Genomic DNA, 20,792 nt, shown 5'->3' with positions numbered 1-20,792 from the left:
AAAGGGAGACTACTCCTCTTCGTTACCGCCCTCTTCATAGGGGCCGAACGGTTTCGCGGGAAGAACAATATAGATACCCTCAAAAACCGCGCCCAGCCGCTCGTCGCCAAATAGCTCAACCTGCAGCTGAACGCGCGCTTTGCGGCCTCGCGCCAGCCGGTCAAGATCGCCGCTTAACGAGCCAAGATCGGCAACGGCGCTGGGGCGTCCGCTAATAGGCTGGCTGTAGCGGATATGCGCATCGGCAAGAATAATTGTGCCACCAAGATGCCGCTCGCGCAGCATCAGCCAGATAAGCCCCCAGCCGGTTAACGTTGCCTGAGAAAACAGGCTGCCGGCGAACAGCGTATGGTGCGGGTTCTGGTTACCGGCTTCCGGCATGGTGGTGATAAACTTTTGCCCGGTATACTGCTGAATGCGCACGCCCATTTTCTCGCTGAGAGGGATGTGCTGATACCAGGCCTGCTGCAGCTGAGCGCACCAGTCGCCGCGATGTAAAATATCGTCCAGCGAGGCTATCGGCTTAATCATCAGAAAATGACGGATCGGCGTGGTCGTCGGCGTCGTGATTTCGCCCTGGTTCACAAAACCGAGCTTAGCGAAGAACTCCACTGCATCTTCGCGGGCGCTACAGGTCACGCGCTTAACGCCTTCCTGACGGGCGACGGACTCCAGCGTCATCGCCATCAGGGTTCCCAGCCCTTTATCCTGTACTGACGGATGGACGGCCATAAAACGGATAGAAGCTTCGTTTTCCGCATTCACATACAGCCGCCCGACGGCAACCAGATTGCCCTCTTCATCGACCACCATTTGATGGTGCGCCATCGCATCCCACGCATCGCGCTCGGACCCTTTTGGCTGATGCAGCGGCTTACGCAGCATCTCCCAGCGGAACTGGTAGTAGCTCTCTAACTCTTCTTCTGTTTGCGGTACACGAAGGTGATACATAGCTGTACTCTCTTTTGTTACCCGCAGCCTGCCCGGAAGCTGGCTCATACCTGCAACCAAAAGGTCACGGGACCATCATTCACCAGAGAAACTTGCATATCGGCAGCAAATCTCCCGGTCTGCGTATGCATTTGCTGCTGGCGGCAGCGCTCAACGAAATACTCGTACAGCGCTTCCGCTTTATCCGGTGCAGCCCCTTTCGAAAAACCAGGACGCATCCCGCGTTCGGTATCGGCTGCCAGCGTAAACTGCGAAACCACCAGCACGCTGCCGCCAGCCTGCTGCACGTTCAGATTCATTTTGCCTTCAGCATCGCTAAAAATACGGTATCCCAGCACGCGCTCGCACAGGCGGTTCGCCTTTTGCTCATCATCGTCTCTCTCGACGCCTAACAGCACCAGAAGCCCGGGGCCGATTTCGCCCGTCACTTCACCCTCCACGGTAACGCTAGCTCGGGATACGCGTTGAATTAATGCAATCATGATTGTTCTGTTTCTTCTTTTTTCAGTTTGCGGTATTCACCGAGAGTGACAGTAATTTCAGCGCCAAGCAAGACGATACACCACGTCCAGTACACCCAGACAAACAAAATAGGCACCACGGCAAGCACGCCATAAATCAGCTGATATGACGGGAAAGCGGTGATATATAAAGCAAAAGCTTTCTTACCCGCCTCAAAGAGCAGCGCCGCGACCAGGGAACCGATTATCGCATCGCGGTTACGCACCTCGGCCGTCGGCACAATGCTGTAAAGCAGCCAGAATGCTACCCAGGATAAAATGAGCGGAAAAATACGCAGCACATCGTCAATCACGCTATTCAGGTCGCTGGCCCAGCGTAACGACAGGAGATAGGAGCTGATCGCCAGGCTGGCCCCCGCCAGCAGCGGCCCCAGGGTAAGGATCATCCAATAAACCGCAAAGGAGTAGGTTTTGGGCCGGGTTCGGGTACTGCGCCAGATGGTGTTCAACGCGCTATCAATCGAATACATCAGCAGCAGCGATGTCACAATCAGGCCGAAAGCGCCCACGGCGGTCATCCGGCTGGAGTTGGCGACAAACTGCTCAATATAGCCCTGAATGACATCTCCGGTTGCCGGAATGAAATTGGCGAAAATAAAGTGGCGAATCTGAATACTGACATCAGAAAACATCGGAAATGCCGCGAACAGCGCGAACACGACGGCAATCAGCGGCACAAGGGAGAGTAACGACACGTAGGCAAGATTGCCTGCCAGGGTCGTCATATTATCTTCATCAATACGCCGCCATAACAGCTTTAGCCAGGCGACCAGCGGCCGCAGATGGCGCGTTGTTTTTTGATGAACGGTTTTTAGCATAGCTGTTTAGCAAAGTAGTTGGGGATGGTTTCCTTCCCGGTCACCAGAATACTGGTTATGCCCAGCTGGTTAGCCCCGGCGATATTGTCCGCGTTATCATCGAAGAAGACCGTATCGTCAGCAGCGAAACCTTCAGCGTCGAGGACGCTCTGATAGATCCGCGCTTCCGGTTTACGCATCCCCATCTCTTGAGAAAGATAGATATGATCAGCAACGGCGCGTATCTCAGGGTACTCATCCGGCCAGAAAGTCGTATGCAAACGGTTCGTGTTGGACAGAACCACAACGCGATGCCCCTGCTCGCGTAATTTTTGCATAATCGCGATAACCTCCGGGCGCAGGGCAACGAAAACCGCCTGCCAGCCGTGGGAGAACTGCTCGTAGCTTAGCGACATGTTCATTTCATGGCACATCGCCGCCGCAAAATCTTCGTCGCTGATTTCACCGCGCTCATGCTGGTGGAACGCTTCGCCCATGGTGAAATGCTGCTGCAGCGTCGCAAGGGGAATGCGCGTTAAATCACTCCACGTCCCGAGCACCCGGTTGAAGTCAATATCGACAATCACATTACCTAAATCAAAGATATAGAGCATGGTCCTCTCCTTTTGCACCGTGGAAAATTAACTGTAGCGGGAAAGGGGGAGTTTGACTACGGGCGGCAGGGCTTTGTACAAAAAAGAAACCCTGCCATTGAGGCAGGGTTCAGATAGCAGAAAGAAGCGTTAATTAATCTTCTTTCGCACCGCGCATCGCGCGTTTACGGTCGTTCTCGGTCAGGTGACGTTTACGGATACGGACAGAAGTCGGGGTGACTTCTACCAGTTCGTCGTCATCGATGAACTCCAGAGCCTGCTCCAGGGTCATCTTAACCGGCGGAACCAGAACCGTTGCTTCGTCAGTACCGGACGCACGCATGTTGGTCAGTTTCTTACCGGTCAGGCAGTTTACCGTCAGGTCGTTAGAACGACTGTGAATACCGATAATCTGGCCTTCGTAAACTTCTGCGCCGTGGCCCAGGAACAGCTTACCGCGATCCTGCAGGCTGAACAGTGCGAACGCAACCGCTTTACCCTGGCCGTTGGAGATCAGAACACCGTTCTGACGCTGACCCACATCACCCGCACGAACGTCGTCGTAGTGGCTGAAGGTGGAGTACAGCAGACCGGTACCGGAGGTCATGGTCATGAATTCTGAACGGAAGCCGATCAGACCACGGCTTGGGATCACGTAGTCGAGGCGTACGCGGCCTTTGCCATCTGGATTCATGTTTTTCAGATCGCCTTTACGCTCACCCAGCGCCTGCATCACAGAACCCTGGTGCTGCTCTTCAACGTCCAGCGTGACGTTTTCGAACGGCTCTTGCTTACGGCCATCGATTTCGCGGAAGATAACTTTCGGACGGGAAACCGCCATTTCGAAACCTTCACGACGCATGTTCTCGATAAGAACGGACAGGTGCAGTTCACCACGGCCAGAAACGCGGAATGCGTCTGCATCCGGCGTTTCTTCAACGCGCAGCGCGACGTTATGTACCAGCTCTTTGTTCAGGCGGTCAAGGATCTGACGAGAGGTAACGTACTTACCTTCTTTACCACAGAACGGCGAGGTGTTAACGCAGAAGAACATAGAGACGGTCGGCTCATCAACGGACAGCGCCGGCAGCGCTTCAACATTCTGCGTATCGCAGATGGTGTCAGAGATGTTCAGTTCGCCCAGACCGGTGATCGCGATAATATCGCCAGCTTCTGCGACGTCGCTCTCGATACGCTCAAGGCCCAGATGGGTCAGAACTTTACCGACTTTACCGTTACGGGTTTTGCCTTCGCTATCAATGATAGTGACCTGCTGGTTCGGCTTCACTTTACCGCGCTTGATGCGGCCGATGCCGATGACGCCAACGTAGTTGTTGTAGTCCAGCTGGGAGATTTGCATCTGCAGCGGGCCATCAAGGTCAACGTTCGGCGCCGGTACGCGATCGACGATGGTTTGATACAGCGGCGTCATGTCTTCAGCCATATCTTCGTGATCCAGACCCGCGATACCGTTCAGCGCAGAAGCGTAAACGATAGGGAAGTCCAGCTGCTCGTCGGTAGCGTCGAGGTTAACGAACAGGTCGAATACCTGATCGACAACCCAGTCAGGACGCGCGCCCGGACGGTCAACTTTGTTGATAACAACAATTGGCTTCAGGCCATGAGCAAAGGCTTTTTTGGTCACGAAGCGCGTTTGCGGCATCGGACCATCCATTGCATCAACGACCAACAGAACGGAATCAACCATGGACATGACACGTTCAACTTCACCACCGAAGTCGGCGTGCCCTGGGGTATCAACGATGTTGATACGGTAGTCATTCCATTTGATAGCGGTGTTTTTAGCCAGGATGGTAATCCCGCGCTCTTTCTCCAAATCGTTGGAGTCCATCACTCGCTCTTGAGTTTCGGCACGCGCGTCGAACGTACCGGATTGCTGTAGCAGCTTATCAACCAGGGTAGTTTTACCATGGTCAACGTGCGCGATGATGGCGATATTACGCAAATTTTCGATCACAACTTTGCCTCAGGCATTAGAAATAGCGCGTTATTGTACACGGATTAATCGCAGTACAAAACAGGATCACAAACATCCTCCGCAAACAAGTATTGCAGAGATTCTTTGTGATCGCTTTCACGGAGCGTTAAAAGGGTTATTAAAGGTCAATTGCACCAAATAAGTGCCCAATGTTCACACAAATGCACTATATTGGTGCAATGCATTCATTTTGGTGCAGCCCTTTTGCACGATGATGTGCATGATAACGCCTTTTGGGGGCAATTTAAAAGTTGGCACAGATTTCGCTTTATATTTTTTAAGGCAACAACGCCACTTTTCGTAGTTAAAAAGTTTTCGTTTCCACGACGACAATGACCAATCCGGGAGAGTTTAAGTATGTCCGCTGAACACGTTTTGACGATGCTGAACGAGCATGAAGTGAAGTTTGTCGATCTGCGCTTCACCGATACCAAAGGTAAAGAACAGCACGTTACTATTCCTTCTCATCAGGTAAATGCCGAATTCTTCGAAGAAGGCAAAATGTTTGATGGCTCCTCGATTGGCGGCTGGAAAGGTATTAACGAATCCGACATGGTCCTGATGCCGGATGCAACCACCGCGCTGATCGATCCGTTCTATGAAGAACCGACGCTGATCATCCGCTGCGACATCCTGGAACCCGGCACGCTGCAGGGCTATGACCGTGACCCGCGCTCCATTGCTAAGCGCGCTGAAGAGTATCTGCGCTCTACCGGCCTGGCTGACACCGTACTGTTCGGGCCAGAACCAGAATTCTTCCTGTTCGACGACATCCGTTTTGGTGCGTCCATCTCCGGTTCCCACGTTGCTATCGATGATATCGAAGGCGCATGGAACTCCTCCACCAAATACGAAGGCGGCAACAAAGGCCACCGTCCGGGCGTGAAAGGCGGTTACTTCCCGGTTCCGCCGGTAGACTCCTCTCAGGATATCCGCTCCACCATGTGTATGATCATGGAAGAGATGGGCCTGGTTGTTGAAGCTCACCACCACGAAGTGGCGACTGCGGGTCAGAACGAAATCGCTACCCGCTTTAACACCATGACCAAAAAAGCGGACGAAATTCAGATTTACAAATACGTTGTGCACAACGTCGCACACCGTTTCGGCAAAACCGCGACCTTCATGCCAAAACCGATGTTTGGCGATAACGGTTCCGGTATGCACTGCCACATGTCCCTCTCCAAGAACGGCGTAAACCTGTTCTCTGGCGACAAATACGCAGGCCTGTCTGAACAAGCGCTGTACTACATCGGCGGCGTTATCAAACACGCTAAAGCGATTAATGCCCTGGCTAACCCGACCACCAACTCCTACAAGCGTCTGGTCCCGGGTTACGAAGCGCCGGTTATGCTGGCTTACTCTGCCCGTAACCGTTCCGCGTCTATCCGTATTCCGGTTGTCACCTCTCCGAAAGCGCGCCGTATCGAAGTTCGCTTCCCGGACCCGGCGGCTAACCCGTACCTGTGCTTCGCTGCGCTGCTGATGGCTGGCCTTGACGGTATCAAGAACAAAATCCATCCGGGCGAAGCCATGGATAAAAACCTGTACGATCTGCCGCCGGAAGAAGCGAAAGAGATCCCACAGGTTGCAGGTTCTCTGGAAGAAGCACTGAACGCGCTGGACGCAGACCGTGAATTCCTGACCGCCGGTGGCGTATTCACCAACGACGCTATCGATGCTTACATCGCCCTGCGTATTGAAGAAAACGACCGCGTACGTATGACTCCGCACCCGGTTGAGTTCGAGCTGTACTACAGCGTCTAATTTTGCTGTAAATCCGCGGTATTCCGTGTTGTGGCGTGGGATACCAAGGATGTTTTGTTGCCGTGGAAACTTTCAGCCCATCTCAGGATGGGCTTTTTTCTCCACCAACACGCTGATCTCATGAGCTTTTTATACATAAAAAGCTATACTGCACTAAAATAGTGCACTCATTTTCAGGAGACTGTCGAATGGCAACAGGCACACTGCCCGATGCTGGGCAGATCCTTAACTCTTTAATCAACAGTATCTTACTGGTCGATGACGACCTGGCGGTGCATTACGCGAACCCGGCGGCGCAGCAGCTGCTGGCGCAAAGTTCGCGTAAATTATTCGGCACGCCGCTGCCGGAGCTGTTGAGCTATTTCTCGCTGAATATCGGCCTCATGCAGGAGAGCCTCGCTGCGGGTCAAGGGTTTACCGATAACGAAGTGACGCTGGTCATTGATGGCCGCTCGCACATCCTTTCCCTGACGGCGCAACGCCTGCCTGAAGGCTATATCCTGCTGGAAATGGCGCCGATGGATAATCAGCGCCGTCTGAGCCAGGAGCAGCTACAGCACGCACAGCAGATTGCCGCTCGCGACTTAGTGCGTGGCCTGGCCCACGAGATTAAAAATCCGCTGGGCGGTCTGCGCGGCGCGGCACAGCTGCTGAGCAAAGCGCTGCCCGATCCTGCGCTAATGGAATATACCAAAGTCATTATTGAACAGGCCGATCGGTTAAGAAATCTGGTTGACCGTCTGCTGGGACCACAGCATCCCGGAATGCACGTAACAGAAAGCATCCACAAGGTCGCTGAGCGGGTGGTAAAGCTTGTGTCGATGGAGCTGCCGGATAACGTCAAGCTGGTTCGCGACTATGACCCCAGCCTGCCAGAACTGCCGCACGACCCGGACCAAATTGAACAGGTGCTGCTGAATATCGTCCGTAATGCGCTGCAGGCTCTGGGACCGGAGGGCGGCGAAATCACTCTGCGCACCCGTACGGCCTTTCAGTTAACCCTGCACGGCGTGCGCTACCGCCTCGCTGCGCGTATCGACGTTGAAGATAACGGCCCGGGAATACCGTCTCACTTACAGGATACGCTGTTTTATCCGATGGTGAGCGGACGCGAAGGCGGCACCGGACTCGGGCTGTCTATCGCCCGCAGCCTTATCGATCAGCACTCCGGCAAAATTGAATTTACCAGTTGGCCAGGGCATACCGAATTCTCGGTGTACCTGCCTATTCGGAAGTAGAGGTGTTTATGCAACGAGGGATAGCATGGATCGTTGACGACGATAGCTCCATCCGTTGGGTGCTTGAACGCGCGCTCACCGGGGCAGGCTTAAGTTGTACAACGTTTGAAAGCGGCAACGAGGTGCTTGATGCCCTCACGACCAAAACCCCGGATGTGCTGCTGTCTGATATCCGCATGCCGGGAATGGATGGACTGGCGCTGCTAAAGCAAATTAAACAGCGCCATCCGATGCTCCCGGTCATCATAATGACGGCGCATTCGGATCTTGACGCGGCGGTCAGCGCCTATCAGCAGGGCGCCTTTGATTATCTGCCGAAACCGTTTGATATCGATGAAGCGGTGGCGCTGGTTGATCGTGCCATTAGCCATTACCAGGAACAGCAGCAGCCGCGTAATGCGCCGATTAATAGCCCAACGGCCGATATCATCGGCGAAGCGCCGGCCATGCAGGACGTCTTCCGCATTATCGGCCGCCTGTCGCGTTCATCAATCAGCGTACTGATCAACGGCGAGTCCGGTACCGGTAAAGAGCTGGTTGCCCACGCTCTCCACCGCCACAGCCCGCGCGCCAAGGCGCCGTTTATCGCGCTAAATATGGCGGCCATTCCGAAAGATCTGATTGAGTCAGAACTGTTTGGCCACGAGAAAGGGGCCTTTACCGGCGCCAATACCGTGCGCCAGGGGCGTTTCGAGCAGGCAGACGGCGGCACGCTGTTCCTCGACGAGATCGGCGATATGCCGCTGGACGTACAGACACGTCTGCTGCGCGTACTGGCCGATGGCCAGTTTTATCGCGTGGGGGGCTATGCGCCGGTGAAGGTGGATGTACGCATTATTGCCGCCACCCACCAGAACCTTGAGCTGCGCGTCCAGGAAGGAAAATTCCGCGAGGATTTATTCCACCGCCTGAACGTGATTCGCGTCCATCTGCCGCCGCTGCGCGAGCGTCGGGAAGATATCCCGCGACTGGCGAGACATTTCCTGCAAATCGCCGCCCGTGAGCTGGGCGTCGAGGCCAAACAGCTGCATCCGGAGACGGAGATGGCGTTAACCCGACTGGCATGGCCGGGCAACGTACGTCAGCTGGAAAACACCTGTCGCTGGCTGACGGTAATGGCCGCAGGTCAGGAGGTTCTGACGCAGGATCTTCCCAGCGAGCTGTTTGAAACGGCGATACCGGATAACCCGACGCAAATGCTGCCGGATAGCTGGGCCACGCTGCTGGGGCAATGGGCCGATCGCGCTTTGCGTTCCGGTCATCAAAACCTGCTCTCGGAAGCGCAGCCGGAGATGGAGCGCACGCTGCTGACCACCGCGTTACGCCACACGCAGGGACATAAACAAGAGGCGGCTCGCCTGCTGGGCTGGGGTCGTAATACCCTGACGCGTAAGCTAAAAGAGCTGGGAATGGAGTAGCAGCGCGGCGGCGAGTAAAAAATAGTCATCCAGCGCAAACTGCTGCTATTTTGTACTTTACTGTTGCCATGCGTTGAGTATGATCTTGCCCGGAAAGACGGGGGAGAAATCATGCTTGAATCATTTATTAATATTATATCGAGCGGTGTTGCAGCGGGTCATACGCCGCAGACGGCGGTAGCTGCCGTTCTGTGCGCGGCGATGGTTGGGCTGTTTAGCTGATAATACCCCCGCTCCTTCCTGGAGTGGGGGTATGCTTTATATCACGCGGGAAAACTGCTGCATCCGCGCTTTCTGGCGCAAATACGTATCAAAACACATGCAGATATTTCGTATCAGCAGCCGGCCTTTCGGCGTCACCTGAATGCCCTTCTCATCCACCTCCACCAGCCCATCTTTGGCCAGCGGTGCCAGCAATTTCATATCGTCGGCAAAGTAGCTATCGAAGGTAAGATCCCACTGCGCTTCTACCGCAGCGAAGTCGAGACGGAAGTGACAAATTAGCGCCTTAATCACGTCGCGACGAATGCAGTCATCGCGCGTCAACGCAATACCGCGCCACAGCGCCGTTCCGGTTTCATCAACCTGCTGATAATACTGCTTCAGCTCTTTCTGGTTCTGCGCATAGCAATCGCCAATCATGCTGATCGCCGAGACGCCCATCCCCAGCAGATCGGTGTCTCCCTGGGTGGTATACCCCTGGAAGTTACGATGCAGGATACCTTCACGCTGGGCTATCGCCAGCTCATCATCCGGACGGGCAAAGTGGTCCATGCCGATAAACTGATATCCCGCGGCCGTCAGCGAAACAATCGTCTCCTGAAGAATGTCCAGCTTCTGTTCTGCAGAAGGCAGATCGGCGTCTTTGATTTTGCGCTGCGCAGCAAAGAGCGTTGGCAGATGCGCATAGTTGAATACGCTCAGACGATCGGGGTTGAGCTCCGCCACTTTCTGTAGCGTATACGCGAAGCTCTGCGGCGTTTGCTTCGGCAGACCGTAAATCAGGTCGATATTGGTAGAGGTAAAGCCGATATCGCGCGCGTGGTTGAGTAGCGCGAAGATAAACGCTTCATCCTGCTCGCGGTTCACCAGGCGCTGCACTTCTTTGTTGAAGTCCTGCACGCCCATACTCAGGCGATTAAAGCCTTCGAGGCGTAAATGATCCAGGACATCGAGTTCGATTTCGCGCGGATCAACCTCAATGGAGATCTCTGCATCCGCGTTAAAATTGAAATGGGTACGCAGCAGCCCCATCAGACGACTAATTTGCGCCTTGTTTAAATAGGTTGGCGTACCGCCGCCCCAGTGCAGCTGATTAACTTTGCGGCCAGCAAAAAGCGGCGCGCGATGAATAATCTCCTGCTCAAGCACATCCAGATACTGGTCGGCCTTATGCTGCTGACGGGTGACGATTTTGTTGCAGCCGCAGAAATAGCAGAGTTTATGGCAAAACGGGATATGCACGTACAGCGAGAGGGGACGCTGCGGATAGCGGGCTACCGCCGCATCAAATTCAGCGGCGCCAAATTCTGGAGAAAACTCCAGCGCGGTGGGATACGAAGTATAACGCGGCCCGGAATAGTTATATTTCTGGATCAGGGCCAGATCCCAGTCGATTAACTGCACAGACATGCTCACTCCTTCCGATGGTACCGTCGGCGGGTACGCCGCCCCGGCCCAACCGCACCTCGGGTAATGAGCCGGTTGCGCAGCCATTTCTGACGCCGCGACAACCGTCGTAGTTTAACGAATAACCACAGCAGATAACATATAACCAGAAGGGTTATAAGCAGGACCGGGAATCCGATGGGGTGCAAACGTTAGTTTCCACCCTTCAGCAGGCGCATCATATCTTCTTTGCGCTCTTCCTCTTCTTCATCTTCGTCATCATCGTATGAGAGGCCCAACTGCTGCATCAGCTCATCAATACGATCCAGCTTAGCGTCAACCCAGGCTTGCTCTTCAGCATTCAGGGTACCGCCCTCTTCCAGACGTTCCAGCAGCGCGTCCAGGCGCTCATCGTTCTCCAGCAAATCCAGCTCAGCCTGCGGTGAAAGCATAGGTTTCTCGCTCTTTGGTTTATGCTGCTTAATCGCCGGAGCATTCTCAGTTACGCCCAGCGGGATTGGTTTTTTACTGCCAATTCGGGGATCTTGCTGCTGACCTTGTTTTTTACCTGCTGAAGCGGTGTCGCCGCCGGTCGCACGACTTCCTGCCGCGTGGCCGCGATGCTTCTTCTGATGCTTGCGCTCGCGGGCTTCCTGGTTCAATTCTTCACGCGTTTTGCGATTTTTTTTGCCGCGAGGTACGGATGTCGGTTTTTTCATGTTGTGTAATCTTCAGGCCGTTTTCTTCAGTATAGAATTGAGGCGGAATCTAGCAGAAAGCAAGCAAAGAAAAAAGGCGACAGATTACTCTGTCGCCTTTTTCCGCACTGATAACCCTTAATGGGCTTCTACTTTCCATGTTAGCTAACGACACACCCTGTCTTTCCTTTAGCTACCAACAATCCCTGTTACATCCATTTCCTTTTAAAACGTCTCCAGACGTTTGTCATCCTGACAATCCGTAGTCTTCGCCTCCTGGCGCTTCCTGACTCCTCATCCTGAGTCATAATCCTGTTAGCATCCTCGCCCTTGACCGCTACTTTACTGGTTTGCGGGAAACCTACAACCGACTGTACAGAAAAAAAACGAGTTTCAGAATTTTCTTTCATTTTAACGCAATGATTTATATAACTTTGTATTATTTTTAATCAGACTTTTCTCATGAATTTCTCATATAACCAATAGCCAATGTCTCACAAAGACTGTGGTTTTAACTTACAGCGATGAGGTGCGGTAAAAACAGCCTTTTTCTGTTGTTCAGGTATAATCCCCGTCAAAGCCTGATTTAACGGAGACGACCGTCTTGACCAACTGGAATTATCAACTGACGCATTTTGTCACTAGCGCGCCAGATATCCGCCATCTTCCTGCCGATACCGGTATTGAAGTGGCCTTTGCTGGCCGCTCTAACGCCGGGAAATCCAGCGCGCTGAACACGCTGACTAACCAGAAAAGCCTCGCGCGTACTTCGAAGACGCCAGGCCGTACGCAGCTTATTAACCTGTTTGAAGTCGCTGAAGGCAAACGCCTGGTCGACCTGCCGGGCTATGGATATGCCCAGGTTCCGGAAGAGATGAAAATCAAGTGGCAGCGCGCGCTGGGTGAATATCTGGAGAAACGCCTCTGTCTGAAAGGGCTGGTTGTGTTGATGGATATTCGTCATCCGCTTAAAGATCTCGATCAGCAGATGATCCAATGGGCGGTGGAAAGCGATATCCCGGTACTGGTGCTGCTAACCAAAGCCGATAAGCTGGCCAGCGGCGCGCGAAAAGCGCAGATCGCCATGGTTCGTGAAGCGGTCACCGCCTTTAACGGAGATGTGCAGGTCGAAGCGTTTTCTTCCCTGAAGAAGCAGGGCGTGGATAAACTACGGCAGAAGCTGGATAGCTGGTATAACGATATCCCTCCTCAGGAAGCCTCTGAAGACGGCAAATAATCTCGCTAACTTCTCCGGATAGCGGCGCGTGAGGCTCTATCCGGGTAGCCCGCCTCATCAGCATCGATACGCAAAAAATTTTCTTTCGCGCAATAAAAAACGCCCCGGTCATAAATGACCGGGGCGGCTAAAATATTCAGCCAAATCCGATTACGTGAAGTAAAAGGTCTGAAAGATAGAACATCTTACCTCTGTACCCTACGTCTTTAACTCTACTCTTCTTTCGGTTACGGATAAAGCATTTTTTGTAGTTTTTTTTCACTCTTTACATAGCAAATTCAAATGATCATCACAAAATGCGATAAGTTATGTTACTCACTTACAAGAAATGACCTTCCTTACCGAATACTTAGTGCGCTTGATCCCAGTTTTCTCCACTACCCACTTCCACCAGCAGCGGAACCGCCAGCGTCGTGCTGCTTTCCATCAGTTCGTGGATCTTTTTCGCAACCGCCTCAAGGTCGTCTTTATGCACTTCAAAGACCAGTTCATCGTGTACCTGCATAATCATCCGCACGCGCGGTTTTTCGCTTAATAACCAGCTATCTACGGCGATCATCGCGCGCTTAATAATGTCGGCAGCGGTTCCCTGCATCGGCGCATTGATCGCCGCACGCTCGGCACCGGCGCGGCGCGCGCCGTTGCTGGATTTGATGTCCGGCAGGTAGAGACGACGGCCATCAAGCGTTTCAACATACCCCTGCTCTTTGGCCTGGGTGCGGGTGCGCTCCATATACTCCAGCACGCCCGGATAGCGCTCAAAGTAGAGATCCATATACTTTTGCGCTTCTTTGCGTGGAATATTGAGCTGGCGCGCAAGGCCGAATGCGCTCATGCCGTAAATCAGGCCGAAGTTGATCGCCTTCGCGCTGCGGCGCTGTTCGCTGCTGACGCTCTCCAGCGGCAAACCAAAGACCTCTGCCGCCGTCGCGCGGTGGATATCCTTCCCTTCCGCAAACGCGGTCAGCAGGCCCTTGTCGCGGGAAAGATGCGCCATGATGCGCAGTTCAATTTGCGAGTAGTCAGCAGAGACAATGAGATAATCTTCCGGAGCAATAAACGCCTGACGGATACGCCGCCCTTCTTCGTTGCGCACCGGAATGTTCTGCAGGTTCGGGTCTGTAGACGACAAACGTCCCGTTGCCGTAACCGCCTGGTGATAAGAGGTGTGAACCCGGCCCGTTTTCGGGCTGATCATCAGCGGCAGCTTATCGGTATAGGTGGATTTGAGTTTTGCCAGACCACGATACTCGAGGATGACTTTCGGCAGCGGATAGTCCAGCGCCAGCTCTTCCAGCACCTCTTCCGAGGTAGACGGCGCGCCGCCCGGGGTTTTCTTCAGCGGCTTAATACCTTGTTTTTCAAACAGGATGGTTTGCAGCTGCTTCGGCGAAGAGAGGTTAAACTCCTCACCCGCGATATCATACGCCTTCTTCTCCAGTTCAATCAGGCGTTTGGCTATCTCCTGAGAATGCGCATGCAGCACGGCCGGATCAATCTTCACCCCGTTACGCTCTACGCGGGATAGCACCGGCACCAGCGGCATTTCAATATTTTTAAAGACCTTCAGCGGGCCTTCATTTTGCTGAAGTTCAGGCCACATTTTGAGGTGCAGCTGCAGCGTGACATCGGCATCTTCCGCCGCGTAGCGGCCCGCTTCTTCCAGCGCGATCTGATTGAAGGTGAGCTGGTTTTTACCTTTACCCGCAATCTCTTCAAAGGTAATGGTTTTGTGCTTCAGCCAGCGATCGGAGAGGCTATCCATATCATGGCGGCCCGCCACGCTGTCAAGAATGTAGGATTCCAGCATGGTATCAAAGGCAATACCGCGCAGTTCAATGCCGTAGTTAGCCAGGATACCGCGGTCATATTTGAGGTTTTGCCCAACCTTCAGAACCTTGTCATCTTCCAGTAGCGGTTTCAGCAGCTCAAGGACACGGTCGCGCGGGATCTGATCCGGTGCATCCAGATAATCATGGGCAACCGGTACATAGGCCGCAACGCCAGGCTCAATGGCGAAGGATAAGCCGACCATATTGGCGGATACGTTATCGAGGCTGTCAGTTTCGGTATCAAAGGCAAAAAGCGGCGCTTTCTTCAGGCTCTCAACCCAGGTCAACAACGTTTCTTCATCAAGGATCGTGACATAATTTTCAGAAGAGAGCGCCGTCGCGGTTTCCTCCTCCGCATCGGCCACGTCAGCCACCGCTACAACCGCCTTTGCCGCAGGCTTAGCGCCTTTTGCCTGCATCCACTTGCCGGACTCTACATCGGTGATCCAGCGTTTGAATTCATATTTTTTAAACAGCGTGAGCAGTTCATCAGCGACGGGTTGCGCAACCAGCAAATCTTCACAGCCCAGCTCCAGCTCAACGTCCGTTTTGATCGTCGCCAGCTGATAAGAGAGGTACGCCACCTCTTTATTCTGTTCCAGCTTTGCGGCCATCGTTTTTGCGCCGCGGAAGGTCAGCCCAGCGATTTTTTCAGGCTCAGCGTATAACGTATCAAGGCCACCCAGCCCCTGCAGTAACGCCTGCGCTGTCTTTTCTCCCACGCCAGGTACGCCTGGAATATTGTCCGATGAATCTCCCATCAGGGCCAGAAAATCGATGATCAGCTCCGGTGGTACGCCGTATTTCGTCACCACTTCATCGGGGCCAAGGATAGTGTTGGTCATGGTGTTAATCAGCGTAATACCCGGCGTAACCAGCTGGGCCATATCTTTATCGCCGGTGCTAATCAGTACCGGACGCCCGACCTTTTCAGCTTCACGCGCCAGGGTACCGATGACATCATCGGCTTCTACGCCAGGAACAGCCATTAGCGGCAGGCCCATCGCTTTTACCATGGCATGCAGCGGCTCGATCTGCGCACGCAGATCGTCCGGCATCGGCGGGCGATGAGATTTATAGTGCTCAAACAGTTCATCACGGAAAGTCTTCCCCTTGGCATCAAACACGACGACAGCGTGGGTCGGTTGATACTGCAGGATCAGGCTTCGCAGCATATTCAGCACGCCATACATTGCGCCTGTCGGTTCACCAGCGCTATTCGTCAGCGGGGGGAACGCGTGATATGCCCGATAAAGGTAAGAGGAGCCGTCAACGAGGATGAGAGGGTTTTCTGGGATCTGAACCATAATTTCCGTGCCTGTTTATCAGATTATCGGTAAAGGATGCCACAGACGGGCATTAAATCCTGAATTTTTCCCGCATTTCGTCGAAAAGATTCTGCGATCCTTTCGATCGCGTTATGGGCTATCCTGTGGATAACTTTGTGAATATTTTTATAACGACAGCCAAACAATCGTTAATTAAATCATCCATAAACAAATTATTTCATATTTATCATTAAGTTATACACGCATAATTTGCTTTAATAACACCATGGCGACTCAATGTTCCATGTGGATATAAGATCCGAAAATTTTTCTGTTCTGGTAAGACCCGTTATTTACGCTATTTTCTGGTAAAATCAGCCTCTTGCGCCGTTTAAACGCGTTCTTTGTCAGTCTAACTTTCTGAATAAATTAACTATGTCGAGATTACTCGCCGCGATAACGCTCCCGCTGAGTATCGCCCTGACTATCATAGTCACCATAATCTGCTCGGTGCCAATCATCGTCGCCGGGCTGATTAAACTTCTTGTGCCTATTCCTGCGGTCTGGCGCTCGATATCCGTTTTTTGCAATTTCATGATGTACTGCTGGTGTGAAGGGCTGGCTCTGCTGCTGCCTCTTAATCCCTGGCTTAAATGGGATGTACAGGGCCTGGATGGCCTGAATAAGAAAAACTGGTATCTGCTCATCAGCAACCACCATAGCTGGGCAGATATCGTGGTGCTTTGCGTGCTGTTTCGCAAACATATCCCGATGAATAAATATTTCCTCAAGCAACAGCTCGCCTGGGTGCCGTTTATTGGGCTGGCCTGCTGGGCGCTGGATATGCCTTTTATGCGCCGCTATTCCCGAGGCTATTTACTCCGCCATCCAGAACGCCGGGGCAAAGATGTTGAAACCACTCGCCGCTCCTGCGAGAAATTCCGCGCGCATCCAACAACGATTGTTAACTTTGTCGAAGGCTCACGTTTCACGGAAGAAAAGCAACAGCAGACCCGTTCGCCTTACCAGAATCTGTTATCGCCAAAGGCTGCGGGTATTGCCATGGCATTAAGCGTGCTCGGCTCGCAGTTTGATAAGCTTTTGAACGTCACGTTATGCTATCCGGAAAACAACCAAAAGCCGTTTTATGACATGCTGAGCGGCCGATTGACGCGGATTGTGGTGAGAGTCAGTCTTGAACCTGTGACGGAAGAGCTGCACGGCGATTATGTAAATGACAAAAACTTTAAGCGACGCTTTCAGCGCTGGCTAAACAGGCTTTGGGAAGAGAAAGATCGGCAGCTAACGGAAATAATGCAGCAGGCAGAGAAATAATTGTGGGCGCAGAAAAGAAAAACGCCGGTCAGTAACCGGCGTTTATTTTTTATTTCTTCTCAACGAGCTGCTTAACGGCATCGGCATACTGGGCAACAAATGCGTCCATGTTGCTGGTATCCATACCCTGCGGGTTAAGCTGGTATTTACCGTTAACGTACATAGCCGGCACGCCCTGCAGCTGGAAATCAGCGGCGGCTTTCTCTTGCTGAGCCACCAGGGATTTCACCACGAAGCTGTTCCAGGCTGCATCGTAATCTTCACCTTTAACGCCGGCGTCAACGAAGACCTTACGGATATCGGCCACGGTCTGGACGGTCTGGTTTTTCTGTACCGCTTCAAACATCGGCACGGTAATTTTATCTTCCACACCCAGCGCCATCGCAACGGCCCACGCCTGAGTCAGATCCTTGCCTAACGGACCCAGGAACTCAACGTGGTATTTCGTCATTTTGACGCCTTCAGGCAGCTTTTTCTTCACGTTATCTGATACATGAAGAACTTCCTCAAACTGATAGCAATGCGGGCAGTAGAACGAGAAAAACTCGAGCACCTGCGGCTCACCGGCAACGGGCTTATCGAGGGTAATATACTGCTTACCGTCGGTGATCTGGGCAGCGGATGCACTGAAAGCCAGAATCATACCAGCCAGCGCCAGCCAAATTTTTTTCATGATTAATTCTCTCCTGGATATATCACATTAATACATTGGCGTTAACTGAAGAGGCGGTTCCTGCAGAACCTTTACCTGCTCAAGAAAAGTTGTTGTCTGCCCGCGCCAGTAATCTTCCCCGGTTAACCACGGGAAGTTTTTAGGAAAAGCGGGATCTTCCCAGCGCCTTAATAACCACGCCAGATAATAAACTAACCGCATTGCACGTAAAGGTTCGATGAGGGCAATTTCATCGGTATTGAAAGCGCTGAACTCTTCATACGCTTCAATGATCATCTCAAGCTGCATCCGTTGTTCGGCTTTATCGCCGTTCAACAACATCCACAGATCCTGGATAGCAGGTCCATTACGTGAATCATCTAAATCAACAAACAGTGGCCCATCGCGCCAGAGGATGTTTCCCGCATGGCAATCACCGTGTAACCGTAAAATATTGGCGCGTCCGTGCCATTGCGCCATTACCGCATCAATCAGCTCATCGGTAGCGCTGAGAAAAGCCTCTTTCAGACCTGCAGGTATCAGCGGGGAAAGCTCAAAGACCTGGCGTGGCTCAAGAAGATACTCATTCGTCCCTATCTCCGGACGCGCGACAAAACGCTGTTTGCGTCCAGTTTGATGCAGACGGCCAAGGTAGCGCCCAACCCATTCCATCTGATCGAGGTTATCCGCCTCAAACTGACGTCCACCCAGGCTTGGGAATACGGCGAAAAAGAATCCCTGATGCTGATGAAGGGTACTGTTGTTAAACGACAACGGCGCCGCTACAGGGACTTCGTCCTGCACGAGCTGGAGGGAAAACTGATGTTCTTCGAGGATCTGCTGGGCGGACCAGCGCTCAGGACGATAGAACTTCACCACATAGCGGCGACGATCTTCGTCCTGAAACTGGTAAACCCGGTTCTCATAGCTATTAAGCGGAGTGAGACCGGAGTCCACCCGCATTCCCAGATCAAATAAGCCATCAATGATGGTATCCGGGTGAAGCGTCTGAAAAGTGAAAGCCTTATCGTGCATCCTGACATCCGATAATCGTACGAATGATACAGGATATCATCTCATTGCCGATTCCGCGGCAGCGCTTACAACCTTTTACTCTTTAATCACGCCGCGAGCGCGTAGCAGCGCGGTTTTAAAATCTTCTTCATAATCTTTCTGAATCCCGGGAATAACGGCTTCTTTTGCCGAGTCGCGCATCTTCAGATGATAAATCAGAATATCGTCGGAGAGATCGTTCAACTCACCGGTGTATCCGGCCTCTTTCGCCAGTTTTTGCAAAAATTGCATTAAATTCAGCTCGGGTTCTTTCTGCCAGGCTGGCTGGAGGAGTTCAATGACTTCATTCAGACGTTTACATTTCATAGCAATGCTCCTTACTCTTGATAGGAATACGTTAGCAGGGACAATCCCACAATGAAAGAGGCGATATTAATATGCAGGGCAAGGTCATAACCGGCGTCGTGCTGGCGGGAGGAAGAGGCTCGCGCATGGGAGGAATAGATAAAGGATTACAGCTGCTGAAAGGTAAAGCCCTGTGGCGTCATGTCGCCGATGCGCTGCAGCCGCAGGTTACAAAGCTGGTAATTAGCGCTAACCGCAATCTTGATTGCTGGCGAAGCAGCGGCTACCCGATTATTACCGACTCTCTGAACGACTTTCCCGGGCCGTTGGCCGGCATGCTTTCCGTAATGCATCAGGTTGAGGGCGAGTGGTTTCTGTTTTGTCCCTGTGATACGCCATTTATCCCATCATTTCTGGCGACGCGCTTAATACAGCAGAGAAAATCCTCTCCAGCCGTTTGGGTACACGATGGTGAACGTGACCATCCGGCCATTGCTCTGGTGAATCGCGAGGCGATCGGCGAACTGGAAACGTATCTGGCGGCAGGAGAAAGACGGGTAATGGTATTTCTGCGCAAAATTGGCGGTCATAGCGTCGATTTTAGCGATGTAAAATCAGCATTTATTAACGTCAATACTCTCGACGATTTGCAACGTATGCAGGTGCCATCATGATCCCGCTTTTAGCCATCGCAGCCTGGAGCGGTACAGGTAAAACCACCCTACTGAAGTCGCTGATTCCGGCACTGCGCGCGGAAGGCTTACGGCCAGGGCTAATTAAACATACTCATCATGATATGGACGTGGATAAGCCCGGTAAAGACAGCTATGAACTGCGTAAAGCCGGAGCGGCTCAGACGATTGTCGCCAGCTCCCAGCGTTGGGCATTAATGACGGAAACACCCGAAGAGCCTCCGCTGGATCTGGAATGGCTGGTTAGCCGAATGGATGCATCAACGTTAGATTTAGTCCTGGTTGAGGGTTTTAAGCATGAAGCTGTGCCCAAAATCCTGCTTTTTCGGCAAAACAGCGGACATAGTATTGAAGAATTAGCTTATGACGATGACGTGATTGCCATAGCCAGCGATACGCCGGTCGAGACGTCGCTTCCATTGTTAGATTTAAATGATGTCCCGCAAATAGCCGCTTTTATTATGCAGTGGTTAACGGGGTTTAACGAGGACCGATAGTTATTGCAGAGATATAGCCATGATCGCGCCTTCTGAAGGCATCTGCTGATATTTTCAGGCGACAAAAACGCAAAAAGCCCATCCGTCAGGATGGGCTCTTCACTTGTTTGATGCCTGGCAGTTCCCTACTCTCACATGGGGAGACCCCACACTACCATCGGCGCTACGGCGTTTCACTTCTGAGTTCGGCATGGGGTCAGGTGGGACCACCGCGCTATCGCCGCCAGGCAAATTCTGTTTAATCTGTATCAAGCTGTATTGAAAATCTCTCAGTCCGCCAAAACATCTTCGGCGTTGTAAGGTTAAGCCTCACGGTTCATTAGTACCGGT

19 protein-coding genes and 1 rRNA gene are annotated in these 20,792 nt (G+C 52.6%); 8 read left to right on the top strand and 12 right to left on the bottom strand.

Features of this window, described 5'->3' with window-relative positions:
- Positions 1 to 9: 9 nt before the first annotated feature.
- The 5 genes from fabY to typA all read right to left on the bottom strand — a co-directional run bounded on the left by fabY (position 10) and on the right by typA (position 4,840).
- Positions 10 to 951 (bottom strand): fatty acid biosynthesis protein FabY, encoded by a 942-nt coding sequence (fabY, locus tag ABLV30_RS17290; protein WP_009652900.1) that lies wholly within the window; start codon positions 949 to 951, stop codon positions 10 to 12.
- A 44-nt stretch (positions 952 to 995) separates the two neighbouring features.
- The gene (dtd, locus tag ABLV30_RS17285; protein ID WP_186006663.1) at positions 996 to 1,433 is read right to left on the bottom strand and encodes a D-aminoacyl-tRNA deacylase; all 438 of its coding nucleotides are present in this window, start codon (positions 1,431 to 1,433) and stop codon (positions 996 to 998) included.
- Complete coding sequence (locus ABLV30_RS17280; RefSeq protein ID WP_004127107.1) at positions 1,430 to 2,290, bottom strand: virulence factor BrkB family protein; 861 nt, start codon at positions 2,288 to 2,290, stop codon at positions 1,430 to 1,432. Before ABLV30_RS17280 ends, dtd begins: the two co-directional genes overlap by 4 nt.
- Entirely contained in the window at positions 2,284 to 2,883 is a 600-nt protein-coding gene (yihX, locus tag ABLV30_RS17275; protein WP_004127106.1) for a glucose-1-phosphatase, read from the bottom strand. Before yihX ends, ABLV30_RS17280 begins: the two co-directional genes overlap by 7 nt.
- A 133-nt stretch (positions 2,884 to 3,016) precedes the next feature.
- Positions 3,017 to 4,840, bottom strand: coding sequence for a ribosome-dependent GTPase TypA (gene typA / locus ABLV30_RS17270; protein WP_004127103.1), 1,824 nt, complete (start codon positions 4,838 to 4,840; stop codon positions 3,017 to 3,019).
- A 378-nt stretch (positions 4,841 to 5,218) separates the two neighbouring features.
- On the opposite strand from typA, the gene glnA reads away from it, so the two are divergent.
- From glnA to ABLV30_RS17250, 4 genes are all read left to right on the top strand, one after another.
- On the top strand, positions 5,219 to 6,628 hold the full coding sequence (gene glnA / locus ABLV30_RS17265; RefSeq protein ID WP_004127100.1) for a glutamate--ammonia ligase: 1,410 nt from the start codon (positions 5,219 to 5,221) through the stop codon (positions 6,626 to 6,628).
- A gap of 188 nt (positions 6,629 to 6,816) precedes the next feature.
- Complete coding sequence (gene glnL, locus ABLV30_RS17260) at positions 6,817 to 7,866, top strand: nitrogen regulation protein NR(II) (RefSeq protein WP_004127098.1); 1,050 nt, start codon at positions 6,817 to 6,819, stop codon at positions 7,864 to 7,866.
- Between the two features lie 8 nt (positions 7,867 to 7,874).
- The gene (glnG, locus tag ABLV30_RS17255) at positions 7,875 to 9,284 is read left to right on the top strand and encodes a nitrogen regulation protein NR(I) (protein WP_004107350.1); all 1,410 of its coding nucleotides are present in this window, start codon (positions 7,875 to 7,877) and stop codon (positions 9,282 to 9,284) included.
- A 111-nt stretch (positions 9,285 to 9,395) separates the two neighbouring features.
- Complete coding sequence (locus ABLV30_RS17250; RefSeq protein WP_004855828.1) at positions 9,396 to 9,506, top strand: YshB family small membrane protein; 111 nt, start codon at positions 9,396 to 9,398, stop codon at positions 9,504 to 9,506.
- A 36-nt stretch (positions 9,507 to 9,542) separates the two neighbouring features.
- Here the strand turns inward: ABLV30_RS17250 and hemN are convergent, their stop codons facing one another.
- Together hemN and yihI are read right to left on the bottom strand one after the other, a co-directional pair.
- Positions 9,543 to 10,916 (bottom strand): oxygen-independent coproporphyrinogen III oxidase, encoded by a 1,374-nt coding sequence (gene hemN / locus ABLV30_RS17245; protein ID WP_064358695.1) that lies wholly within the window; start codon positions 10,914 to 10,916, stop codon positions 9,543 to 9,545.
- A gap of 188 nt (positions 10,917 to 11,104) precedes the next feature.
- The gene (gene yihI, locus ABLV30_RS17240) at positions 11,105 to 11,611 is read right to left on the bottom strand and encodes a Der GTPase-activating protein YihI (RefSeq protein WP_014227367.1); all 507 of its coding nucleotides are present in this window, start codon (positions 11,609 to 11,611) and stop codon (positions 11,105 to 11,107) included.
- 583 nt (positions 11,612 to 12,194) lie between these two features.
- On the opposite strand from yihI, the gene yihA reads away from it, so the two are divergent.
- Positions 12,195 to 12,827 carry a ribosome biogenesis GTP-binding protein YihA/YsxC gene (gene yihA / locus ABLV30_RS17235; RefSeq protein WP_064358694.1) on the top strand — a complete coding sequence of 211 codons (633 nt, stop codon included), beginning with the start codon at positions 12,195 to 12,197 and terminating at the stop codon, positions 12,825 to 12,827.
- A 349-nt stretch (positions 12,828 to 13,176) separates the two neighbouring features.
- On the opposite strand, the gene polA is transcribed toward yihA, so the two are convergent.
- On the bottom strand, positions 13,177 to 15,966 hold the full coding sequence (polA, locus tag ABLV30_RS17230; RefSeq protein ID WP_048263214.1) for a DNA polymerase I: 2,790 nt from the start codon (positions 15,964 to 15,966) through the stop codon (positions 13,177 to 13,179).
- A gap of 396 nt (positions 15,967 to 16,362) precedes the next feature.
- Here polA and ABLV30_RS17225 point away from each other — a divergent pair, with 396 nt between their 5' ends.
- Positions 16,363 to 17,262, top strand: coding sequence for an acyltransferase (locus tag ABLV30_RS17225; protein ID WP_049103681.1), 900 nt, complete (start codon positions 16,363 to 16,365; stop codon positions 17,260 to 17,262).
- Positions 17,263 to 17,311: 49 nt separating this feature from the next.
- On the opposite strand, the gene dsbA is transcribed toward ABLV30_RS17225, so the two are convergent.
- From dsbA to ABLV30_RS17210, 3 genes are all read right to left on the bottom strand, one after another.
- The gene (gene dsbA, locus ABLV30_RS17220; protein WP_049084532.1) at positions 17,312 to 17,935 is read right to left on the bottom strand and encodes a thiol:disulfide interchange protein DsbA; all 624 of its coding nucleotides are present in this window, start codon (positions 17,933 to 17,935) and stop codon (positions 17,312 to 17,314) included.
- Between the two features lie 27 nt (positions 17,936 to 17,962).
- Complete coding sequence (locus tag ABLV30_RS17215; protein WP_122117840.1) at positions 17,963 to 18,949, bottom strand: serine/threonine protein kinase; 987 nt, start codon at positions 18,947 to 18,949, stop codon at positions 17,963 to 17,965.
- Positions 18,950 to 19,024: 75 nt separating this feature from the next.
- Entirely contained in the window at positions 19,025 to 19,294 is a 270-nt protein-coding gene (locus ABLV30_RS17210; protein WP_004855810.1) for a YihD family protein, read from the bottom strand.
- Positions 19,295 to 19,365: 71 nt separating this feature from the next.
- On the opposite strand from ABLV30_RS17210, the gene mobA reads away from it, so the two are divergent.
- Positions 19,366 to 19,947 (top strand): molybdenum cofactor guanylyltransferase MobA, encoded by a 582-nt coding sequence (gene mobA, locus ABLV30_RS17205; protein WP_025106519.1) that lies wholly within the window; start codon positions 19,366 to 19,368, stop codon positions 19,945 to 19,947.
- Positions 19,944 to 20,462 (top strand): molybdopterin-guanine dinucleotide biosynthesis protein MobB, encoded by a 519-nt coding sequence (gene mobB, locus ABLV30_RS17200; RefSeq protein WP_032751769.1) that lies wholly within the window; start codon positions 19,944 to 19,946, stop codon positions 20,460 to 20,462. Before mobA ends, mobB begins: the two co-directional genes overlap by 4 nt.
- 112 nt (positions 20,463 to 20,574) lie before the next feature.
- On the opposite strand, the gene rrf is transcribed toward mobB, so the two are convergent.
- Positions 20,575 to 20,690 (bottom strand): 5S ribosomal RNA (gene rrf / locus ABLV30_RS17195).
- Between the last annotated feature and the right edge of the window lie 102 nt (positions 20,691 to 20,792).

It is taken from the genome of Klebsiella sp. CN_Kp113 (assembly GCF_040064585.1).
GTDB classification, from domain to species: domain Bacteria; phylum Pseudomonadota; class Gammaproteobacteria; order Enterobacterales; family Enterobacteriaceae; genus Klebsiella; species Klebsiella michiganensis.
This window is presented reverse-complemented; position numbering and strand designations above follow the sequence as displayed.